The organism is Streptomyces sp. NPDC056883, from assembly GCF_042788835.1.
Classification (GTDB): Bacteria; Actinomycetota; Actinomycetes; order Streptomycetales; family Streptomycetaceae; genus Streptomyces; species Streptomyces stoeckheimensis.
The window spans coordinates 281,746-299,131 of the sequence record NZ_JBHUBS010000005.1 but is presented as its reverse complement, the minus strand read 5'-3'; the positions used below and the strand labels follow the sequence as shown (position 1 = coordinate 299,131).

Here is a 17,386-nt window from a genome sequence, read left to right as displayed (position 1 = left end):
CAGAAAAGGCCGAGACGGCCGAGGCGGCCGAGATGCCCGGATCAGTGGTGGGAGGCCGCCGCCGGCGAGCCCCCGCCGTGGGGCGGGTACGGGTTGTCCAGGACGTACAGCCACGTGCCGTCCAGCTGCTCTTCCACGGTGTCGCAGAAGTTGCCGGTGAAGCTCACGCGGGGGCCGCCGGCCGTCCCGTCCTGCGCCAGGCTGTAGTCGCCCATGATCGACGCCGTGCGCTGGCGGACCACGCCGTCCCACCCGCGCCAGCCTCCGGTCGCCACGGTCTGGCGGGCGTTGACGGTGAGCTCCGGGTTCAGGTTGAACCAACCGACGTAGAAGTTCCTGATGGCTTGGTGGCCCCTGATGACCGTGAGGTCCCAGTCGACGATCGCCGCTTCGGGCTCGTGCAGGGCGATGATGCCGTCGATGTCCTTGGCCTTGATCCGCTCGCCCAGGAGCTGGAGCAGTTGTTCGGGGGTTCTCGCGACCGGCCGCGGGTTGAAGATGCCCGTCTGGCTCGCGGCGTCCGCCGGAGCTTCGGTGGGTGCCTGTGCCTCGGGGGCTGCCGGAGTTTCGGCTGCTGCCGGCGTCTCGGCGACGGCCGAGGTGCTCGCGGCCGCCGACTGGGTCTGGAGGTAGCTGGGCCCTGCGATGCTCGCGACCGTCAGCACGATGGCGGCGGCGGAGAGCGGAAGTGTGTGCTTGATTATGCTCATATCATCTCCCTGAATTGGAGATGGCAGTGGACTAATTCAATTCGCCTGCGGAATGGGGCCTTTTGGTTGGTCCTCATTCGCCATCCCCCCCTTCGATGACTTCATATAACCGTCACCAACTTGGGCTTGTCAACGAGCTAAAAATGCCTATGTCGCTGGTGTGCAATTCGGTCCGTCCGCAGCGGGAGCCCGGTCCGGCCCGGGCGGGAAGCGGAATAACGGCCCGGCCGTAATGGCCTGCGGCGATCGCCGATCGCGGAACTCGGCCCGCAGGATGCGGCCGAGGAGCGGGGCCGGCCGAAGAAAATAAGAGGAAACATGAATTCCGCCCGGAGGGGCGGGTGGGCGACGTGCGTCCGCGCGAGCCCGGTGGCCGGTGAGGGAGTGATGGTCCGTCAAGACCTTGATCCGGTCATACCCGTTCGGAAGGCGTACGGAGCCGCCCGTGGCGCCGGGGCGGGAGCACACTGGGGGGATGAACGTGAACGAAGAGACCCGTGCCGAGGTCGTCGAGGCCCAGTGGCTCGGCACACGGCGGGCGTGGGCGGACCGCCTGGAGCGCCTCGGTCCCAAGGTCTGGGGACTCGGCACCATCGCCGTGCTGGAGGAGGCCCACGAGGACCCGATCCTGCGGCAGCTGTACCCGTACACGAGCCATTGCCACGTGCACTTCAGCAGCACGACCCGCTTCCCCTACGAGGTGGCGGTCCCCTTCGTGATCCCGCTGCCCGACGGGCGGTTCCGCGTCATGCGGAAGGATCCCGCCGGGCAGGTCGGTGAGGTCGACACGGCCGGGGAGGCCGTGGCCCTGGTGGTGGCGCACGTGCCGCCCCGCCTGCGGCTCGCCGCGACGGGGCTGCCGATGGAGGGGTAGCCGGTGTTACGCCGTCTCGCGCGCCGGCGTCGGGGTCTGCAGGGGTGCCGACAGGGGCGCCGACAGGCCGTCCAGGCGCAGGGCGCGGGAGCGGCGGGCGGTGCGCAGGGCGTCCCAGGTGAGGATCGAGAGGGCGACCCAGACCAGGGAGAAGCCGGCCCAGCGGGCGGGCGGCATGGCCTCGTGGAAGTAGAGGACGCCGAGGCCGAACTGGAAGACCGGGGCCATGTACTGGAGCAGCCCGAGGGTGGACAGCGGGACCCGGATCGCGGCCGCGCCGAAGCAGATCAGCGGGATCGCGGTGACCAGCCCGGCCGAGGCCAGCAGGACGGCGTGCCCCGGGCCCTGTGCGGTGAAGGTGGAGTCGCCGCGCGAGCCGAGCCACAGCAGGTAGCCGAGGGCGGGCAGGAACATGATCACGGTCTCGGCGGTCAGCGACTCCAGGCCGCCCATGCCGAGCTGCTTCTTGATCAGCCCGTACAGGGCGAAGGAGAAGGCCAGGATCAGCGAGATCCACGGCGGCCTCCCGTACCCGACGGCGAGGACCAGCACGGCGGCGACGGCGATCCCGACGGCCGCCCACTGCGTGCGGCGCAGGTGCTCGCCCAGGACCAGGACGCCGAGCGCGATGGTGACCAGGGGGTTGATGAAGTAGCCGAGGCTCGCCTCGACGACCGCGCCGTTGTTGACCGCCCAGATGTACACGCCCCAGTTCACGGTCACCAGGGCGGCGGCCACCCCCGTGAGGGCGAGCTTGCGCGGCTGGCGCAGCAGCTCCGACACCCATCCCCAGCGCCGCAGAGCCAGCAGTGCCACGCCGACCACGGCCAGGGACCACACCATGCGGTGGGCGAGGATCTCGATCGCTCCGGCGGGCTGGAGGAGCGGCCAGAAGAGGGGGACGATCCCCCACATCCCGTACGAGGCGAATCCGTAGAGCAACCCCGTGCGCTGGTCGTTCTGTGCCTTCACGGGACCTCCAGAGCTACTTCAAGCCAACCTGACGACGGTAGCGCCGCCGGCGCCGAAAGTCATTAGCGTCGAGCGAGATGCTCATGACACTTGGGTGGCGGCCCGGCGGCCGGGACCCGGTCCCGGCGTGGCCGGGACACGACGAAGCCCGGACCCTCCCTGCGGGTCCGGGCTTCGAAGGGCCGAGGCGGAGGCCTCGCGCCTGACTAGCCGACGACGGTCCAGGTGTCGTTCCCGGTGAGCAGCGCGCCCAGGTCGCCCTTGCCACTGCGGTCGACGGCCGTCTCGAGCTGCTCGGCCATGAGCGTGTCGTAGACGGGCCGGCGGACGTTGCGGAACACCCCGATGGGTGTCTGGTGCAGGGTGTCCGGGTCGGCGAGCCGGGACAGTGCGAACGCGTTGGTCGGGGAGGCCGAGGAAGCGTCGTGGACCAGGATCCGGGACTCGTTCTCGGGGGTCACGGTGACGACCTCCAGGTCCCCGGTGGCCGCGTTGCGCACGACGCCCTTGGCGTTGTCGACGCCGAAGCGGATCGGCTGCCCCTGCTCCAGGCGGATCACGGCCTCCTGGGCCTGCTCGTGGTCCTTGAGGACCTCGAAGGCGCCGTCGTTGAAGATGTTGCAGTTCTGGTAGATCTCCACCAGCGCCGTGCCCTCGTGGGCGGCCGCCGCGCGCAGCACCTCGGTGAGGTGCTTGCGGTCGGAGTCGACCGTACGGGCCACGAAGGAGGCCTCCGCGCCGATCGCCAGCGAGACCGGGTTGAAGGGCGCGTCGAGCGAGCCCATCGGGGTCGACTTGGTGATCTTGCCGACCTCGGATGTGGGGGAGTACTGCCCCTTGGTCAGCCCGTAGATCCGGTTGTTGAACAGCAGGATCTTGAGGTTGACGTTCCGTCGCAGGGCGTGGATCAGGTGGTTTCCGCCGATGGAGAGCGCGTCCCCGTCACCGGTGACCACCCAGACGCTCAGATCGCGACGGGAGGAGGCCAGCCCGGTCGCGATGGCCGGGGCACGGCCGTGGATGGAGTGCATCCCGTACGTGTTCATGTAGTACGGGAAGCGCGAGGAGCAGCCGATCCCGGAGACGAAGACGATGTTCTCCTTGGCGAGCCCCAGCTCGGGCATGAAGCCCTGGACGGCGGCGAGCACGGCGTAGTCACCGCAGCCGGGGCACCAGCGGACCTCCTGGTCCGACTTGAAGTCCTTCATCGACTGCCGGCCCTCGGCCTTGGGGACCAGGGAGAGCAGGGAGGGGTGGCCGGTCGGCGCCGCCGTCTCAGTCATTGATGGCCTCCTTGAGAACCGTCGCGAGCTGCTCCGCCTTGAAGGGCATTCCGTTGACCTGGTTGTACGGCTGGGCGTCGACCAAGTACTTCGCCCGGATCAGGGTGGCCAGCTGCCCGAGGTTCATCTCAGGCACCACTACCTTGTCGTAACGCTTCAGGACCTCGCCCAGATTCCTGGGGAAGGGGTTGAGGTGGCGCAGGTGGGCCTGCGCGATGGGGAGTCCGGCGAGCCGCAGGCGCCGGACCGCGGCCGTGATCGGACCGTAGGTGGAACCCCAGCCCAGGACGAGCGTGCGGGCCCCGTCCGGGTCGTCCACGTCCAGGTCGGGGACCTGGATGCCGTCGATCTTGGCTTGGCGGGTGCGGACCATGAACTCGTGGTTGGCCGGGTCGTAGGAGATGTTGCCCGTGCCGTCCTGTTTCTCGATGCCGCCGATCCGGTGTTCCAGTCCCGGCGTGCCGGGGACCGCCCAGGGGCGGGCCAGGGTCTGCGGGTCGCGTTTGTACGGCCAGAAGACCTCGGTGCCGTCCGCGAGCTGATGGTTGGGGCCGGCAGCGAACCGCACCTTCAGGTCGGGCAGGTCCGCGACGTCCGGGATCCGCCAGGGTTCGGAGCCGTTGGCGAGGTAGCCGTCGGAGAGCAGGAAGACCGGGGTCCGGTAGGTCAGCGCGATCCGGGCCGCGTCCAGGGCGGCGTCGAAGCAGTCCGCCGGGGTGCGCGGGGCCACGATCGGTACCGGGGCCTCGCCGTTGCGCCCGTACATGGCCTGGAGCAGGTCGGCCTGTTCCGTCTTGGTCGGCAGACCGGTCGAGGGGCCGCCGCGCTGGATGTCCACGATCAGCAGCGGCAGCTCCAGGGAGACCGCCAACCCGATCGTCTCGGACTTCAGGGCCACGCCGGGGCCGGAGGTGGTGGTTACGCCGAGCGCGCCGCCGAAGGCAGCGCCGAGCGCCGCGCCGATGCCGGCGATCTCGTCCTCGGCCTGGAACGTGCGGACGCCGAAGTTCTTGTGCTTCGACAGCTCGTGCAGGATGTCGGAGGCGGGGGTGATCGGGTAGGAGCCGAGGTAGATCGGCAGATCGGCCTGCTGGCCTGCGGCGATGAGCCCGTAGGACAGGGCGAGGTTCCCGGAGATGTTGCGGTAGGTGCCGGTGGGGAAGGCGCGGGTGGCGGGGGCCACCTCGTAGGAGACGGCGAAGTCCTCGGTGGTCTCGCCGAAGTTCCAGCCGGCCCGGAACGCGGTGACGTTCGCCTCCGCGATCTGGGGCTTCTTCGCGAACTTCTGCCGCAGGAAGTTCTCGGTGCCCTCGGTGGGCCGGTGGTACATCCAGGACAGCAGCCCGAGCGCGAACATGTTCTTGCTGCGCTCGGCCTCCTTGCGGGACAGCCCGAAGTCCTTGAGGGCCTCGACGGTGAGGGTGGTCAGCGGCACCGGGTGGACGTTGTAGGCCTCCAGCGAGCCGTCCTCCAGCGGGGAGGTTTCGTAGCCGACCTTGGCCATCGGGCGCTTGGTGAACTCGTCGGTGTTGACGATGATCTCCGCGCCGCGCGGCACGTCCGCGATGTTGGCCTTCAGTGCTGCCGGGTTCATCGCCACCAGGACGTTGGGGGCGTCGCCCGGCGTCAGGATGTCGTGGTCGGCGAAGTGCAGCTGGAAGGAGGAGACGCCCGGGAGGGTGCCGGCGGGCGCCCTGATCTCGGCCGGGAAGTTCGGCAGCGTGGAGAGGTCGTTGCCGAAGGAGGCGGTTTCCGAGGTGAAGCGGTCACCGGTGAGCTGCATACCGTCACCGGAGTCACCCGCGAAACGGATGATCACCCGATCGAGTCGGCGCACTTCCTTCGTCCCGGTGTCCGGGGACGTCCGCTGCTCGCCGACGACTGCGCCTTCGGCCCCGTCGGACTGTTCGGCTGGGCTACTGACCTGGCTGGTCACTGAACTGGACCTCCTTCGAGGCGTGAGCACTGCCCAAGGTCAACCCTACGTCCGCAGGGATTCCTTTCCGGGGTGCTCATTTTCTGGACCGCCCCTTCGGCGGTCTGTCCGAATCCGGCCTTACCTGACAGAGTGTCAGTTGATCAAGATCTTAGGTAGGTGAGAACGGCCAGCACGCGCCGGTGATCCCCGTCACTGGGTGACAGACCCAGCTTCATGAAGATGTTGCTGACGTGCTTCTCCACCGCGCCGTCGCTCACCACCAGCTGCTTGGCCACCGCGGAATTGGTCCGCCCCTCGGCCATCAGCCCGAGCACCTCGCGCTCGCGCGGGGTCAGCCCCGCCAGCACGTCCTGCTTGCGGCTGCGGCCGAGCAGCTGCGCCACGACCTCCGGGTCCAGGGCGGTACCGCCCCGGGCCACGCGGACGACGGCGTCGAGGAACTCGCGCACATCGGCCACCCGGTCCTTCAGCAGGTACCCCACCCCGGTACTGGAGCCGGCCAGCAGCTCGGTGGCGTACTGCTCCTCCACGTACTGGGACAGCACGAGCACACCTATGCCGGGGTGATCGCGCCGCAGCCGCACGGCGGCCCGTACGCCCTCGTCGGTGTGCGTCGGCGGCATCCGCACATCGGCGACCACCACGTCCGGCAGCGCGTTCTCGGCCGCCAGCTCCGCCACCGTCTTGATCAGGGCTTCCGCGTCCCCGACGCCTGCGACGACGTCATGCCCCCGGTCGGTCAGCAACCTGGTCAGGCCCTCACGCAGCAGCACTGAATCCTCGGCGATGACCACCCGCACCCTGTCTTCCACGACTCCGCTGCTCCCGCGTTTGCTCGTTCCCCGTTGTCCCTGACTCAGCCAAGCATCCCAGTCTTGAGCCCGGATACAGCTGGATCTCGATCAACGCGCACCCTTGGAACGGCTGTTTTCGGCCCCGAGTGCCCCTCCGCGCCGGACACCCCCCGAAGTCAGGGCTTTGGCCCCCGCCCGCGGCGGGCCGAACGACACCCCGAAAGGGCGGCGGAGGGGAGGAAAGGGGGCGACACGCGACCGCACGGACACCCCTGCGGGGCATCCGTGCGGGAGAGCGGGTGTCTCAGACGGCCCGCCAGGGGAGTTCCGCGGTGACGGTGGTGCCGCCACCGTCGGGGGAGTCGAGGACCAGCAACCCGTCCACGGCGTCCAGCCGCTCGGCCAGCCCCGCCAGTCCCGAACCGGCCACGGTGCCGGCCCCGCCCACCCCGTCGTCGGAGACCTGGATCAGCAGCCGCTCGCCGGACTTCCACACGTCGACCCCGGCCGTACGGGCCCTCGCGTGCTTGCTCACGTTCTGCAGCAGCTCCGACACCGTGAAGTACGCGATCCCCTCGATCGCCGCCGCCGGCCGCGCGGGCAGATCCACTGCCACCCGTACGGGTACCGCGCACCGGGAGGCCACGGAGGACAGGGCCGCGTCCAGCCCCCGGTCGGTCAGTACCGCGGGGTGGATCCCGCGGGCCAGGTCCCGCAGCTCCTGGAGGGCGATCTTCACTTCCCCGTGCGCCTCGTCCACCATCCGCGCGGCGGCCCGGGGGTCCTCCGTCAGCTTCTCCTTCGCCATCCCCAGGTCCATGGCCAGTGCCACCAGCCGGGCCTGAGCACCGTCGTGCAGATCGCGCTCGATGCGCCGCAGGTCCGCCGCGGCGGTGTCGATCACGACACCCCGGTCGGATTCCAGCTCGCTCACCCGGTGCGCGAGCCGCGACGGCCCGAGCAGCCCGCCGACGAGCAGCCGGTCCACGGTGGTCAGGGCCCGGACCAGCCAGGGGGTGGCCAGCGTGAAGGCGAGCCCGATCGCGCAGGTCACCGCGATGGCGAGCGGGGAGTCCAGGTAGAGGGAGTAGTCGTCGTTCTGGAAGACCTGGAGCCCCGGCTGATCGGTGAACGCCGGGAAGACCCAGAACCAGAGCGGGTACAGCAGCATGGCCCACCCGTAGGCCCAGAACGTCAGGGCCACGCAGAAGGCGAACACCGCCCACGGGAAGTGGATCACTGAGTACAGCACGTGCCGCCAGGCGCTCCCGCTCTTGAGCAGCGCCGCCATCCCGGCGATCGCCCCGCCCTTCTTCGCCCGGATCGGAGCCGGCTCCGCGATGTCCACGCCGAGCATTCCGCGCACCCGGGCCCGCTCCACGCGCCCGAACCCGCGGCACATGGCCAGCACCCCGGCCAGCACCGGGACTCCGAGGAAGGTGACGAGCAACCCCGCGCCGAGGCTGACGCCGGTGATGGCGAGAGAGAAGTACAGGGTGCTGAGCGGCAGCCCGAGCATCAGGTACCCGAACTCCCGCCAGGTCCGCCCCTCGAAGGGAGCCCGCAGCACCCCGCCGATCCCGCTGCCCCCGTGTGCGCTGCTACCCATGTCGCCGACCCGCCCTTCCTCCACTGTGTCCCCCCACCCTCCCGCGCAGCCCCTTCACGAAACATCCGGCAGGTCGGTCTCTCCCCCGGGGGGTTAACCCCACCCCAGGGCGCGGACTCGCGCCGCGAGCCTCGGACTCGGGGGCCGAGGGCCTCCCGGGGGCGGGACACACGGAGCCCGGCCACGGCCCGGGCACCGGCGCCCCCGGACGGACGCCGAGTCCCCTCCCCGCCCTTCGCCCGTTCCCCGGGCTCTGCCCGGACCCGCTCCTCAAACGCAGACGGGGCTGGATCACCCTGCAAGGTGATCCAGCCCCAACGGTTTGCAGACGCCGACTGCAGCAGCCCAAATCCCAGCCCCAACGGCTCGCAGATGGGGGCTGCCGCAGCCAAAATCCAGCCCCTCCGGCGTTTGAGGAGCGGGGGTCCGGGGCTGGCCCCCGGGTACGGCGCCGCACCCACCCACGGCGCGCGGCCACATCCAGCCCCGGCGGGCCAAGGCGGGCGGGCTACCGGCCGGCCGGGACTCGGCCCCGCTGCGCGGAGCGTTATCGCAAGGCCCGCTCCCGCCACGGCAGCTCCGCCGTGACGACGGTGCCCTCCCCGACGGGGGACTCCACCACCAGCACGCCATCGACCGCGTCGAGCCGCTCACCCAGCCCCGCCAGCCCGGACCCGGCAGCCGCATCCGCGCCGCCCCGCCCGTCGTCCGACACCCGGATCAGCAGCCGCCCGTCGGCGGAGCCACCCGTGCGCCACACCTCGACCTCCGCGCACCGCGCCCCCGGCCCCGCGTGCTTGCTCACGTTCTGCAGCAGTTCCGAGACCACGAAGTACGCGATCCCCTCGATCGCCTCCGCCGGCCGCGCCGGCAGGTCCACCGCCACCTTCACGGGAACCAGGCACCGGGAGGCCACCGAGGACAGCGCCGCGTCCAGCCCCCGGTCGGTCAGCACCGCCGGGTGGATCCCGCGGGCCAGGTCCCGCAGCTCCTGCAGAGCGATCTTCACTTCCCCGTGCGCCTCGTCGACCATCGCCGCCGCCCCCTCGGGGTCCTCCAGCAGCTTCTCCTTCGCCAGCCCGAGCCCCATCGCCAGCGCCACCAACCTCGCCTGCGCCCCGTCGTGCAGGTCCCGCTCGATGCGCCGCAGGTCCGCCGCCGCCGTGTCGACCACGACACCCCGGTCGGACTCCAGTTCGGCGATGCGCCGCTCCAGCTCGTCGGAGGGCGACAGCAGGCCCCGTACCATCGCCCGGTCCACGTTCGCGAGCCCGCGGACCACCCACGGCAGCACCGGCCACAGCACGAACAGCCCGGTCAGCGCCACGGTGAAGGTGAGGATCGCCCACGGCAGCCGGATCAGCTCGAACAGCACGGTCCGCCACGCCACCGGGTCCTTGAGGCTCGCCCACAGCCAGGGGAAGAACCCCCCGGAGCGGCCCGGCCCGGGCATCGGCGTCGGCTCGTCGACCCGTACGCCCAAGAGGTCGCGCGCCCGCGCCCGTTCCAGCCGTCCCAATTGGCGAGACACGAACAGACCACATGCGAACAGCGGCAGACCGATCGCGGTCACGGACAGGCCGCCCGCGGTCGCCACCATCACCACCGTGTAGACGAACCCGATGAGGGCGGCGGGCAAATTGCTCAGCAGGTAAGCGATTTCCTTCCACGTCACGGCATCGAAAGGTGCGCGTACGGGAGGAGGAGCGCCGTCGTCGGGGGTGTGCTTGCTCGCGGTCATGCGCCCACCCTGCCAAGCCCGCGGGCCCGATGCCATGGGGTAGCCGGGCCGAGGTAAACGGGGGATAACCCCACCCCGCGGAGCCCAGGCCCTAGACTCCCGTCCGTACCAGATCAACCTGATCGTCGACAGTGGCCGAGGAACGAGGAACGGACGTGCCCGAACCAACGGTATCGACCGTATCCGTGCTCGCAGCGGACTACTTCCGAACGTATTCGGTCGTCGGTCTCCTGGCCGCGCTCGGTGTGCTCTTCGTGGCGGTGGCGTTCGGCGCCAACCGCCTGCTGAGCCCGTCCGTCCCGACCCGCGAGAAACTGCTGACCTACGAGTGCGGCGTGGACCCGGTGGGCGAGGGCTGGGCACACACCCAGGTCCGCTACTACGTCTACGCCTTCCTCTACGTCATCTTCGCCGTCGACTCGATCTTCCTCTTCCCGTGGGCGACGGTGTTCGCCGCCGCCGGTTACGGCGCCACGACGCTGGTGGAGATGTTCATCTTCCTCGGCTTCCTGGCCGTCGGCCTGCTCTATGCGTACAAGAAGGGCGTCCTCGAATGGCTGTGACCCCGGCCGGTACCCCGGCCACGGAGTCGGAGCCGCAGCTGCTCCCGGAGCCGAAGCGGCTGGGCGTCCTGTCCCGCCTCGCGCCCGAGCCCATGAAGGTGGTCCTCAACTGGGGCCGCCGCTACAGCCTGTGGGTCTTCAACTTCGGCCTCGCCTGCTGCGCGATCGAGTTCATCGCGGCCTCGATGGCCCGCCATGACTTCATCCGGCTCGGCGTCATCCCCTTCGCGCCCGGCCCCCGCCAGGCGGACCTGATGATCGTCTCCGGCACGGTGACGGACAAGATGGCCCCGGCCGTCAAGCGGCTGTACGAGCAGATGCCCGAGCCCAAGTACGTCATCTCCTTCGGCGCCTGCTCCAACTGCGGCGGCCCGTACTGGGACTCGTACTCGGTGACCAAGGGCGTCGACCAGATCATCCCGGTCGACGTCTACGTCCCCGGCTGCCCGCCCCGCCCCGAGGCCCTCCTCCAGGGCATCCTCAAGCTCCAGGAGAAGATCGCTCGAGAATCGCTGGCGGAGCGCTACACGACCACGCCGTCCCCGGCGCAGCTGACGAGCGGCCTGATCACCCCTCCCTCCACTCCCGCCCCCACTCCCGCTCCCGGGACGGACGCGTGAACCTCTACGACTCCCTCCCCGATGCGGCGGGAACGATCTTCGGCGCCGAAGCGGTCGGCTCCCTCTCCTACTCCGTCCTCACGGTCGACGTCCCCACCGCGAGCTGGATCCCCGCGCTGGAGATCGCCCGCGACAAGCTGGGCTGCACCTACTTCGACTGGCTGAGCGCGGTGGACGAGCCGGGCACGGGCTTCCGCATCTGCGCGCACGTCGTCTCCCTGGAGAACCACCGCGTACGCCGCCTCCTGCTGCGCACCACCGTTCCCCACTCGGCGCCCTCCCTGCCCTCGGCGGTCTCGATCTACGCCGGTGCGGAATGGCACGAGCGCGAGACCTGGGAGATGTTCGGGGTCGCCTTCACGGACCACCCGAACCTGGTTCCCCTCCTCCTCCCCGAGAACTTCGAGGGCCACCCGCTGCGCAAGGACTTCGTCCTCGCGGCGCGGGTCGCCAAGGCATGGCCGGGCGCGAAGGAGCCGGGCGAGGCACACGACCCCGACGCCCCGAAGCGCCGCCAGATGCTCCCGCCGGGCGTACCGGACCCCAACGACTGGGGCCCGATGAAGGGCCAGCTTCCGCCGGCCCCCACCCGCCCCGCCCGCACCCCCCGCGCGGCGGCGGGCGCCCCCGGCGACCGCCCGGCCCGCACCCCGCGCGTCGCCGGCGACCGCCCCGCCCGCACCCCCCGCGAAGGCACCCCGCCGACCTCGCCCGACGAAACCCCGGCCCGCCCGGTACGCCGTACCCGCTCGGTAGCGGACGGCTCGGCAAGCCAGGCGGAGCCCGCGGCCACCCCGGCGGCAGCCACCCCGGCCGAGGCCGAGGCGCCGTCACCCGAGGCGACCCCGACCTCGTCCTCGGCTGCCCCGGCCCGCCCGGTACGCCGCTCCCGCTCGGTAGCGGACGGCTCGGCGAGCCAGGCGCAGCCCCCGGCCACCCCGGCCGAGGCCGAAGCCACGCCCGAGGCGGAACCCCAGCGCCCGGTACGCGGCAGCACGGACGCCCCCTGGCACAACCCGAAGCCGGCCTTCGACACCCCGGAGCCCCCGGCGACCCCGGCCGACCGGGCAACCCCGACCACTCCGGCGGCCCCGGCGGACCAGGCAGGCCAGACCGCTCCGGCGGCCCCGGCCACCCCGGAACCCCTGGCGGCTCCGGCCGACCGGGCAACCCCGGCCACTCCGGCGGCCCCGGCGTACCAGGCAGGCCAGACCGCTCCAGCGGCCCCGGCCACCCCGGAACCCCTGGCGGCTCCGGCCGACCGGGCAACCCCGACCACTCCGGCGGCCCCGGCGGACCAGGCAGGCCAGACCGCTCCGGCGGCCCCGGCCACTCCGGCCACCCCCGAGGACCAGGCGGCCCCGGCCGCCCCCGAGGCTCCGGCCGACCAGACAACCCCGACCGCTCCGGCCGCCCCGGCCGCCCCGGCCACTCCGGAGGCCCCGGCCGACCGGGCCACTCCGGCGGCTCCGGCCGAGCCGGCAGGCCAGACCGCTCCGGAGGCCCCGGCCACCCCCGAGGACCAGGCGGCCCCGGCCGCCCCCGCGGGCTCCGCCGGATCCGAGCCGGAATCCGAGTCCGAGTCCGCCCCCAAGCCGGACCCCTCCGAGACGGACCCCACCCCCAACGACCCCACCGGAGGCGCCGCGTGAACGACGTCCTCGACGTCGCCCTGCGGCTGATCGTCGTCTTCGCCGTCTTCCTCGTGCTCCCGCTCGTCGTCGGGCAGACCGAGCACAAGGTGATGGCCCACATGCAGGGCCGCCTCGGCCCCATGTACGCCGGCGGCTTCCACGGCTGGGCCCAGCTCGTCGCCGACGGAGTCAAGTTCGCGCAGAAGGAAGACATCGTCCCGGCCAACGCCGACCGCCGTGTCTTCCAGCTCGCCCCCGCCGTCGCGCTCCTCCCGTACCTCCTGGTCCTCCTCGCCATCCCGATCGGCCCCGGCGAGGGCGCCGTCGGCCAGGTCATCGACGCGGGGCTCTTCTTCGCGCTCGCCGTCATGGGCGTGGGCGTGCTCGGCTCGCTCATGGCCGGCTGGGCCTCCGCGAACAAGTTCTCCCTCCTCGGAGGCCTCCGCACCGCCGCCCAGCTGCTCGCCTACGAGCTCCCCATGCTGCTCGCGGCGGCCTCGGTCGCCATGGCCGCCGGAACCGTCTCGCTCCCCGGCATCGTCGGCGCCTTCGAGTGGTGGTGGCTGCCCTGGCAGATCGTCGGCGGGCTCGTCTTCTTCACCGCCGGCCTCGCCGAACTCCAGCGGCCCCCCTTCGACATGCCCGTCGCCGACTCCGAGATCATCTTCGGCGCGTACACCGAGTACACCGGCCTGCGCTTCGCACTGTTCCTGCTCGCCGAGTACGCCGGCATCGTCGTCCTGTGCGCCCTGACCACCGTCCTCTTCCTGGGCGGCTGGCACGGCCCCTTCGGCGGCGACGACTTCGCCTGGGCCTGGACCCTGCTCAAGATCGCCGCGCTCTCCTTCGTGGTGATCTGGCTCCGCGTGAGCTACCCCCGGCTGCGCGAGGACCAACTGCAGAAGCTCGCCTGGACCGTACTCATCCCCCTCGCGCTCGCCCAGATCGCGCTCACCGGCATCGTGAAGGTGGCGATCCAGTAAATGCCTCCCATCCCCGGCTCCGGCCTCGCCAAGGGCCTGGCCGTCACGCTGCGCACGATGACGAAGCGCTCGCACACCGCCCAGTACCCCGAGGTGCAGCCCGAACTCCCGCCGCGCTCGCGCGGGGTCATCGGCCTGTTCGAGGAGAACTGCACGGTCTGCATGCTGTGCGCGCGCGAGTGCCCCGACTGGTGCATCTACATCGACTCCCACAAGGAGACGGTGCCGGCCGCCGCCCCCGGTGGCCGTGAGCGCAGCCGCAACGTCCTCGACCGCTTCGCCATCGACTTCTCCCTCTGCATGTACTGCGGCATCTGCATCGAGGTGTGCCCCTTCGACGCGCTGTTCTGGTCGCCGGAGTTCGAGTACGCCGAGACCGACATCCACGAGCTCACCCACGAGCGCGACAAGCTGCGCGAGTGGATGTGGACCGTCCCGGCCCCGCCCGCCCTGGACCCGGCCGCCGAGGAGCCCAAGGAGATCGCGGCCGCCCGCAAGGCCGTCGAGAAGGCGGAAACAGCAGCCGCCGCCGAGCAGTCCCCGGCCGCGCCCGCGCAGCCCGGCTACCCGGTGCAGCCCGGCAACCCCCCGAACCCGGCGGGAGGCGCCGTCTGATGCTCACCGCCCACCTCGCGGCCGCCGCACAGGCCACCGCAGCGCAGGCCGGCGCCGCCCAAGGCAACGGCTTCCTCTCTCCGACCGGCGTCGAGATCGCCTTCGTCCTCGTCGGCCTCGCCACCCTCGGCGCGGCCGCCGTCACGGTCACCACCAAGCAGCTCGTGCACGCCGCCCTGTGGCTGGTCGTCGCACTGGGCGGCATCGCGGTCGAGTACCTCCTCCTCACCGCGGAGTTCATCGCCTGGGTCCAGGTGCTGATCTACCTCGGTTCCGTGGTCGTCCTCCTCCTCTTCGGTCTGATGCTCACCAAGGCCCCCATCGGCCGCTCGCCGGACGCCGACTCGGGCAACCGCCCGGTCGCGCTCGGCGTCGCCCTCGTCGCGGCCGCCGCGCTCGTCTGGGTGGTCGTCGACGCCTTCCGCACCACCTGGATCGACCTGGACGGCCCCGCCCAGGGCTCCACCAAGGTCTCGGGAGAGATCCTCTTCCGGCACTGGGTGCTGCCGTTCGAGGCGCTCTCCGTCCTCCTCCTCGCGGCCCTGATCGGCGCCATCGTGCTGTCCCGCAAGGACGCGCCCGCCACCGACCCGAAGGGCGGGCAGCGCTGATGCACCTCGCCTACCCCGCCGTGCTGGCGGCCCTCCTCTTCTGCACGGGCCTGTACGGAGTGCTCGCCCGCCGCAACGCCATCCTGGTCCTGATGTCCGTCGAGCTGATGCTCAACGCCGTCAACCTCAACCTGGTGGCCTTCGACGTCTGGCTGCGCGACAGCCTGCACGCCGGCCAGGCCCTCACCCTCTTCACCATCGCCATCGCCGCCGCCGAGATCGGCATCGGCCTCGCGATCGTGCTGATGGTCTACCGGAACCGGGGCACCGCGGACGTGGACCGACTGCGCGACACCGCCGAGGGCCACGAGCCGGACGGCCCGAACCCGACCGGCATGAACCCGGACACCGCGAACCCTGCGACCGGAGCCGCCGCGTGAGCACCCCGACCCTCGCCGTACTGGTCCCCCTCCTGCCCTTCCTGGGCGCACTGGCGGGACTGCTCCTCGGCCGCACCGCCCCCGGCTTCGTCAAGCCGCTCGCCGTCCTGCCGACGCTGGCTGCCGCCGTCCTCGCGGTCCTGGTCGCCTTCCGCCAGGGCGGCGGCAAGGCGATCGACACGGCGACCGAGCTGACCCCGACCGGCTCGGTGCCCATCGAGCTCTCGCTCCACCTGGACGGCTTCGCCGTCATGGTGGCCGTGCTCGTCGGCCTCGTCGCGACCTGCGTGCAGATCTACTCGACGGCGTACCTGCGCGAGGACCCGCGCTACCCGTCCTACGCGGCTCTGGTCTCACTGTTCACCTCCGCCATGCTGCTCGTCGTCTACTCAGGCGACCTGATGGTGCTGCTGGTCGGCTGGGAGATCATGGGCATCTGCTCGTACTTCCTGGTCGGCCACTACTGGGAGACCGAGGCGGCCCGCTCCGCCTCCCTGAAGGCCTTCCTCGTCACCAAGCTCGGCGACGTCCCCTTCCTCATCGGTCTGTTCGCGCTCGCCACGGACGCCGGGTCCTTCCGGATCACCAAGATCCTGGGCACGGTCGCCGCGGGCGGGCTCGATCACCCGACCCTCATCGCGCTCCTCCTGCTGGCCGGAGTCGCGGGCAAGTCCGCGCAGTTCCCGCTGCACACCTGGCTTCCGGACGCCATGGCGGGCCCCACCCCGGTCTCCGCACTGATCCACGCGGCGACGATGGTCGCCGCCGGCGTCTACTTCGTCGCCCGCCTCCTCCCCGTCTTCGCGGCATCCCGGGCCGCACTGGTGGTCCTGGCCGTCATGGCGGCCGTCACGATGGTCGGCTCCGCCCTCGCCGCCCTGGCCCAGGACGACATCAAGCGGGTGCTCGCCTACTCCACGATCGGCCAGCTCGGCTACATGACCGGGGCCCTGGCCGTCGGCGACCGCGCGGCCGCCGTCTTCCACCTCCTGTCCCACGGCGCCTTCAAGGCGCTCCTGTTCCTCGGCGCCGGCGTGATCATCCACGCCGCGGGGACGAACTCCCTCGCCGCCATGTCCCGCATGGACGGCCTGGCCAAGCGCATCCCCGACGCCTTCTGGACGATGACGATCGCGCTGCTCGCGCTCGCCGCCTTCCCGCCCTTCGCCGGCTTCTTCTCCAAGGAAGCCGTCCTCGTCGCCGCCGAGCACACCGCCGGCGGCCACTCGGAGCTCGCCCCGAGCGCGGCCGGCTGGGTGGTCCTCGTCGCCGGCGTGCTGACCGCCCTGCTCACCGCCGCCTACGCCACCCGGCTGTGGCTGATGGCCTTCCGCGGCCGGGGCGCAGCCGCCCCCGACCACGGCAAGGAGCCCGTCGCCATGACCGGCGTGCTGTGGCTGCTGGCCGTCCCGTCCGTGGGCTTCGGCCTGCTGGCCGGCCCCCTCTCCGACTTCTTCGACGGCCGCGAGCTCACCCCGTCGCTGACGACCTCGGTCCTCGGCACGGGCGCCGCCGCCGTCGGTGCGGTGCTCACCTACGCCCTGTGGCAGCGCGCCCAGGCCCAGGCCGCCCTGACCGCGGCAGCCCCGGCAGCCCCGGCCGGAGCGGGCCCCGCCACCGCGGGTGCGCCCGCCACCGGCGCAGTGCCCGCGTCCGTCGTCGCCGCCGAGTCCGCCGCCGAGAGCCCCGAAGTCGCCGAGGTCACCCACGACCACCCGGTCGTTTCCACGGCCCCCGCCGCCGACCCCGGCCGCGCGCTCCTCGGCCCGCTGCACCGGCACGCCGCCGTCGGCTTCCACCTCGACGCCGTCTACGACCGCCTGTTCGTCCGCCCCGTCCGAGCCGCCGCAGCCCTCGTGCGCTTCCTCGACCGCGAGGTCGTGGACACGTACGTCCGTGGCGCGGGCCTCGGCCCCCGGCTGCTCGGCACCCTCGTGCGCCGCGCCCAGACCGGCAACGTGCAGAGCTACCTGAGCGCCCTGCTCGCCGGCGCCGTGGTCCTGGCGATCGCCACCGCCGTCCTCGCCAACGTCAACGCCGGATCGTGAGCCGTGAGTC

Annotated in this window: 16 protein-coding genes; 9 read left to right on the top strand and 7 right to left on the bottom strand. The window is 71.7% G+C overall.

From position 1 onward, the window contains the following. Positions 1 to 41: 41 nt before the first annotated feature. Entirely contained in the window at positions 42 to 710 is a 669-nt protein-coding gene (locus ACFRU2_RS16050) for a YybH family protein (protein ID WP_382972284.1), read from the bottom strand. Between the two features lie 475 nt (positions 711 to 1,185). Between ACFRU2_RS16050 and ACFRU2_RS16045 the strand changes: the two genes are divergently transcribed. Continuing rightward, on the top strand, positions 1,186 to 1,584 hold the full coding sequence (locus ACFRU2_RS16045; protein WP_382972282.1) for a DUF6193 family natural product biosynthesis protein: 399 nt from the start codon (positions 1,186 to 1,188) through the stop codon (positions 1,582 to 1,584). 6 nt (positions 1,585 to 1,590) lie between these two features. On the opposite strand, the gene rarD is transcribed toward ACFRU2_RS16045, so the two are convergent. The 6 genes from rarD to ACFRU2_RS16015 form a co-directional block, all read right to left on the bottom strand. After that, on the bottom strand, positions 1,591 to 2,556 hold the full coding sequence (gene rarD / locus ACFRU2_RS16040) for an EamA family transporter RarD (protein ID WP_382972280.1): 966 nt from the start codon (positions 2,554 to 2,556) through the stop codon (positions 1,591 to 1,593). 206 nt (positions 2,557 to 2,762) lie between these two features. Beyond that, positions 2,763 to 3,839, bottom strand: coding sequence for a 2-oxoacid:ferredoxin oxidoreductase subunit beta (locus ACFRU2_RS16035; RefSeq protein ID WP_382972278.1), 1,077 nt, complete (start codon positions 3,837 to 3,839; stop codon positions 2,763 to 2,765). Beyond that, positions 3,832 to 5,775 carry a 2-oxoacid:acceptor oxidoreductase subunit alpha gene (locus tag ACFRU2_RS16030; RefSeq protein ID WP_382972277.1) on the bottom strand — a complete coding sequence of 648 codons (1,944 nt, stop codon included), beginning with the start codon at positions 5,773 to 5,775 and terminating at the stop codon, positions 3,832 to 3,834. Before ACFRU2_RS16030 ends, ACFRU2_RS16035 begins: the two co-directional genes overlap by 8 nt. Positions 5,776 to 5,918: 143 nt before the next feature. Then, the gene (locus tag ACFRU2_RS16025; RefSeq protein ID WP_308313410.1) at positions 5,919 to 6,578 is read right to left on the bottom strand and encodes a response regulator transcription factor; all 660 of its coding nucleotides are present in this window, start codon (positions 6,576 to 6,578) and stop codon (positions 5,919 to 5,921) included. A 298-nt stretch (positions 6,579 to 6,876) separates the two neighbouring features. After that, a complete protein-coding gene (locus ACFRU2_RS16020; RefSeq protein ID WP_382972275.1) occupies positions 6,877 to 8,181 on the bottom strand; it encodes a sensor histidine kinase in 1,305 nt (434 codons plus the stop codon). A 547-nt stretch (positions 8,182 to 8,728) separates the two neighbouring features. Next, complete coding sequence (locus ACFRU2_RS16015) at positions 8,729 to 9,922, bottom strand: sensor histidine kinase (protein WP_382972273.1); 1,194 nt, start codon at positions 9,920 to 9,922, stop codon at positions 8,729 to 8,731. Positions 9,923 to 10,077: 155 nt separating this feature from the next. Here ACFRU2_RS16015 and ACFRU2_RS16010 point away from each other — a divergent pair, with 155 nt between their 5' ends. From ACFRU2_RS16010 to ACFRU2_RS15975, 8 genes are read left to right on the top strand one after another with little or no spacing between them, the layout of a single operon-like run. Continuing rightward, entirely contained in the window at positions 10,078 to 10,485 is a 408-nt protein-coding gene (locus ACFRU2_RS16010) for an NADH-quinone oxidoreductase subunit A (protein ID WP_250740903.1), read from the top strand. Continuing rightward, entirely contained in the window at positions 10,476 to 11,105 is a 630-nt protein-coding gene (locus ACFRU2_RS16005) for an NADH-quinone oxidoreductase subunit B (protein WP_382972271.1), read from the top strand. Before ACFRU2_RS16010 ends, ACFRU2_RS16005 begins: the two co-directional genes overlap by 10 nt. After that, positions 11,102 to 12,757 (top strand): NADH-quinone oxidoreductase subunit C, encoded by a 1,656-nt coding sequence (locus ACFRU2_RS16000; RefSeq protein WP_382972269.1) that lies wholly within the window; start codon positions 11,102 to 11,104, stop codon positions 12,755 to 12,757. The genes ACFRU2_RS16005 and ACFRU2_RS16000 overlap by 4 nt, the downstream gene beginning before the upstream one ends. Next, positions 12,754 to 13,722 (top strand): NADH-quinone oxidoreductase subunit H, encoded by a 969-nt coding sequence (locus ACFRU2_RS15995; protein ID WP_382972267.1) that lies wholly within the window; start codon positions 12,754 to 12,756, stop codon positions 13,720 to 13,722. Before ACFRU2_RS16000 ends, ACFRU2_RS15995 begins: the two co-directional genes overlap by 4 nt. Continuing rightward, positions 13,723 to 14,337: a NuoI/complex I 23 kDa subunit family protein gene (locus ACFRU2_RS15990; RefSeq protein ID WP_382972265.1), complete on the top strand. Its 615-nt coding sequence runs from the start codon at positions 13,723 to 13,725 to the stop codon at positions 14,335 to 14,337. After that, positions 14,337 to 14,948 (top strand): NADH-quinone oxidoreductase subunit J, encoded by a 612-nt coding sequence (locus tag ACFRU2_RS15985; RefSeq protein WP_382972263.1) that lies wholly within the window; start codon positions 14,337 to 14,339, stop codon positions 14,946 to 14,948. Before ACFRU2_RS15990 ends, ACFRU2_RS15985 begins: the two co-directional genes overlap by 1 nt. Next, positions 14,948 to 15,328: an NADH-quinone oxidoreductase subunit NuoK gene (gene nuoK, locus ACFRU2_RS15980; protein WP_382972262.1), complete on the top strand. Its 381-nt coding sequence runs from the start codon at positions 14,948 to 14,950 to the stop codon at positions 15,326 to 15,328. The genes ACFRU2_RS15985 and nuoK overlap by 1 nt, the downstream gene beginning before the upstream one ends. Beyond that, positions 15,325 to 17,376 carry an NADH-quinone oxidoreductase subunit L gene (locus ACFRU2_RS15975; RefSeq protein ID WP_382972260.1) on the top strand — a complete coding sequence of 684 codons (2,052 nt, stop codon included), beginning with the start codon at positions 15,325 to 15,327 and terminating at the stop codon, positions 17,374 to 17,376. The genes nuoK and ACFRU2_RS15975 overlap by 4 nt, the downstream gene beginning before the upstream one ends. The last annotated feature ends 10 nt before the right edge of the window (positions 17,377 to 17,386 follow it).